Origin of the sequence: Flammeovirga aprica JL-4, from assembly GCF_012844305.1 — a bacterium.
GTDB lineage: Bacteria > Bacteroidota > Bacteroidia > Cytophagales > Flammeovirgaceae > Flammeovirga > Flammeovirga aprica.
Genome location: NZ_JABANE010000223.1, coordinates 1 through 4,248, shown reverse-complemented (window position 1 = coordinate 4,248; position 4,248 = coordinate 1). Strand labels below are relative to the sequence as shown.

1 protein-coding gene is annotated in these 4,248 nt (G+C 33.6%); it reads left to right on the top strand.

What is annotated here, in order from left to right; genetic code table 11:
• Positions 1 to 350 precede the first annotated feature (350 nt).
• Complete coding sequence (locus HHU12_RS33165) at positions 351 to 3,698, top strand: glycoside hydrolase family 2 protein (protein WP_169661017.1); 3,348 nt, start codon at positions 351 to 353, stop codon at positions 3,696 to 3,698.
• Positions 3,699 to 4,248 lie beyond the last annotated feature (550 nt).

The window sequence follows — 4,248 nt, the reverse complement described above, 5'->3', positions numbered from 1 at the left end:
TGGTAAACAGTTGTTTCTTCAATTTTCAAAAGCTCATTTTTAGTTATACTTTAAAATGTCTCAATACTTAATAAGTAATAATTAATACTTCATTATAACGCAGTTATTATAATTCAGAGGGTGTAAATTAAAGAAACTGATCAGCAATGCTTTAATGCAATGTTATATTGTTAAATGTTGGCATAACATGTCATTTATGCCCCTTTACAGCTATATTAAAGCAGTTTTTGGGTTATAAAGTATCAAAAAGACACTTATATTAATTAGGATTAATCTCTTTATTAATTCTCTGACTATACCTTAGTGACATGTTTTAGTAATTACTCTGAGAAGTAGAATGAATTATGAATATGCGTAAACAAACAATCTTTTTATTGATATTGCTTATAAGTAATGTCGGATGGTCGCAAAGGATTACATTTAATCATCCTTTTGCACCTCAAGAAGGCCTAATTAAAAAAGTACAAAAACCTTATAGAGGAGAAATTTGCTTAAATGGTAGCTGGGAATTTAAAACTGTACAATTACCAAAAGGGGTTTCATTTGAAGAAATCAAAAATGTAAAAACACCTACTAAAGGAGGATGGGATAAAACAGCTTATAAAGTTCCTTCGCCATGGAATATCAATGGTTTTACTGATGGTTCTGGTGGAGATTTCATCACTTACCCATCTTATCCACTAGAATGGAATGATACAAAGTCAGGTTGGTTGAAAAAAGTGATTAAGGTTCCTGCTAATTGGGGGAAAGATCGTATTAACCTTCACTTTGAAGCTGTTGCAGGTTACGCAAAAGTCTTTGTAAATGGAAAAGAGGTAGGTGATCATTTTGATGCTTTTTTACCTTTTGACTTTGATATTACTGATCATATTAAAGCTGGGCAGGATAATGAAATCCTTTTATGGGTTGCTCATGGTAGTTTACTGGATGATCCAGGAAAATATGGTAGACGTAATTATGTTGCAGGTTCTTTTTGGGGTAAGTTTATCCTAGGTATTTGGCAAGATGCTTACTTACAGCGTTTTGATCCTGTTTATATTTCAGATACGTATATAAAACCGTTAGTAGCTGAAAAGAAGTTGGAGTTGGAGGTAACTGTTCATAATACAACAGACAAAAAAGTTAAATTCGATATTAATGCGTCGGTAGCACAATGGATTAATAAAAATGGTTTTACTACTATTGAAATGCCTGACGTAAAATGGGAATTAGGTAAAACAGTTTTAACGTTTGATCAATCAAAACTAGAAATTGAGCCCAATTCAAAAAAGGTGTTTATCGTATCTACTAAAAATGTTGAAGGATTGGACTATTGGACTCCTGATACACCTAATTTATACGGTTTAAGTATTGCATTGAACCAAAAAGGGAAGACAACAGATTTAGATTACAAACGTTTTGGATGGAGAGAATTCAAGATCAAAGGAACGCATTTTGAATTAAATGGAAAGCCGTTTGAAGTAAGAGGTGATTCATGGCACTTTATGGGAATTCCTCAATTGACAAGACGTTATGCATTCTCATGGTATAGAATGCTTAAAGATAATAACGCTAATGGAGTGAGACTTCATGCTCAAGTATTCCCTCGTTTCTATTTAGAAATGGCTGATGAAATGGGTATTTGTATTCTAGATGAAACAGGTATTTGGTCTAGTGATGGAGGACCAAAGATTGATTCTGAAATTTATTGGGAAGCTTGTAAAGAGCATGTAAAAGGACTTGTATTAAGAGATCGTAACTACCCTTCAGTAATGGGATGGAGTGTTTGTAATGAGACATTGCCTGTAACAAAACATGTATTTCATGCTCCTCAGAAATTGTTAGACAGAAATATTCAGGAAATCAATAACTGGGTGGCTATCACAAGAAAGTACGATACTACACGTAATTGGATTTCGGGTGATGGTGAGACACAGGCAGAAACGGACTTACCTACAGTGATTGGTCATTATGGTGGTCCAAATGCAATGACAGAATGGTCTTCACAAAATAAGCCTTGGGGTATTGGAGAAACAGGTATGGGGTATTATGGTACACCATTGCAAATTTCAAAAATTAACGGTGATAGAGCATTTGAATCACAATTGGGTAGAATGGAAGGACTAGCAGGTGAAGCTTATGAATTGATCAAAGAACAAAGAGAATTAAATGCATCTTATGTATCGATCTTTAATTTAGCTTGGTATGCTGTAAAACCATTAGCACTTGGTCTTAAGGATATTAAACGTGCGTCTACTCCTCAAGATGGTATTTTCTTTGGAAAGTACAAAGAAGGAATTCCAGGATATCAGCCAGAACGTTTAGGGCCATACACCTCTACATTCAACCCAGGGTATGATCCAAGCTTACCTCTTTATGAAGCGTGGCCATTACTTGAAGCTGTAAAAATTGCTTTTTCTGATAATGCGAAAAATATAGAAAATCACTGGGCTGTAAAATATGATAATACAGTGAAAGTGCCGGCTGAAGCAACTAAAGAATCTATCTCGATTTTAAGTACTGATAATGAGAAAAAATTAACGCAGAAATTCCAAAACTTGGCGGTTGAAGTATCACCTTTATCAATGAAGAAAGCACAGCTTATTATTGTGGATGGTGACAATCCTCCAAAATTGGATAAGAAGTTAATTTCTAACCTTGATCAAGCTATTAGAAACGGTAGTTCTATGGTGATTTGGGGAGCAACTAGTGCATCTTCAGAGTTAATAAAAGCACTCTCTCAACAAGACGTGAAGTTTTATGACAGAAAAGCTACAAGTTATGTTGTGAAGGGAGATCATCCAATTCTGAATTATCAAAACAATAAAAGCTTATATTTCAGTGAACTGACAAAAGAACCTGTTTCAACAATCTCTATGGACGGAGAATGGGTAGAACAATCAAAGGTAGTTTTGAAAGCATGTAATACAGATTGGAGACAATGGAATTATCAAAGAGAGTATTTAAAAACGGCTAAAGTATATAGAAGTGAAAGGGAAGCAAAAAATCCTTCTAATGTTATTGCTTTCCAAAGAATGGGTAAGGGTGAGTTAATTGTATCTACAATCGACTTGTTTAGCCTGAAATCACAAGCAAACGGTATTATCCGTGAAATGATTACAAATTTAGGTGGTAAATTTGAAGGGAAGGCAATGGATATTCCAATGGCAATTAACAAAGACGGACAATTGCAAAATGCACTCTTTAGTGGTATGTTCCAACATTCTGGAATTCACCCAAGAGAACAGATAAAAATGGTTTTAGATAAAAATAATAAAGTAGAAGAAGCTACGATTGGCTCTAAAATCAACGGTAAATATTGGGAAATTGCGTCAGCGAATAATAAGGGTGTTTGGGACTTCCCAAATATGAATTTAGGTAAGTTACATGATTGTGTAGGTTATTTAAGCTTCTGGGTGAAAAGTCCACGATCATTAACAGATTTATTAATTGAGCCGAATATGCCAAGAGTAGACCTGCACATTGGTACAAAAGATGCCATGGCAGTAATCATTAACGGTAAAGAGTTTGTGAAATTTCCTGAGAAAAAACCATTCAAGAAAGATCAGTTTGTAGTAGAACAGATGCCACTTGAAAAAGGTTGGAACCATGTACTTATCAAAGTTTCAGCTGCAGGAGGTGATTGGAAATCAGAGGTAAGAATGACGACCAATACAGATGGTTTCTTAGAAAAATTAGAAACAACAGTTGCAAGATAAAACTGAAAAATTAATAAAGTGGAAGGAGAATTTTTTCTCCTTCCCAAACTATCAAACTTATCTTTTTCGAGTTTGCTATCTTAATCAATGAACTTGAATTATTACAATTTATTTTTGAAATGAAAAGGATAAAGAACTATCTTGTCCTAATATAGAATTAATACTAGATTTTTTTAATTACTTCTTTCTGTTCAGATTTAATCTGTGCTATTACAAATAACAATTGTGGTGTAGGTAGTTACCTTCATTACCATTTATACAAGAAATTATAGAAAGCTATTAAAGTTCAATTGATAGCTCATTTGACATTAATCAGTACTTAAAGTATGAAACGATATTTACCATGAAATGCTATTTATTCTTATTAATTTTTAGGTATATAAACTTACGTCGCCCAATCACAAAGCTGTTTTTGGGTGACATGAATTGAAGAAACCATCCGTGCCAATAATTTTTTGAAAATTGTTTTCCGATATACCCTTCTATTAAATCGAAAATGAAATTCATCTAAATATCGTTGGATATATTGATCACTGACATGGTGATGAAT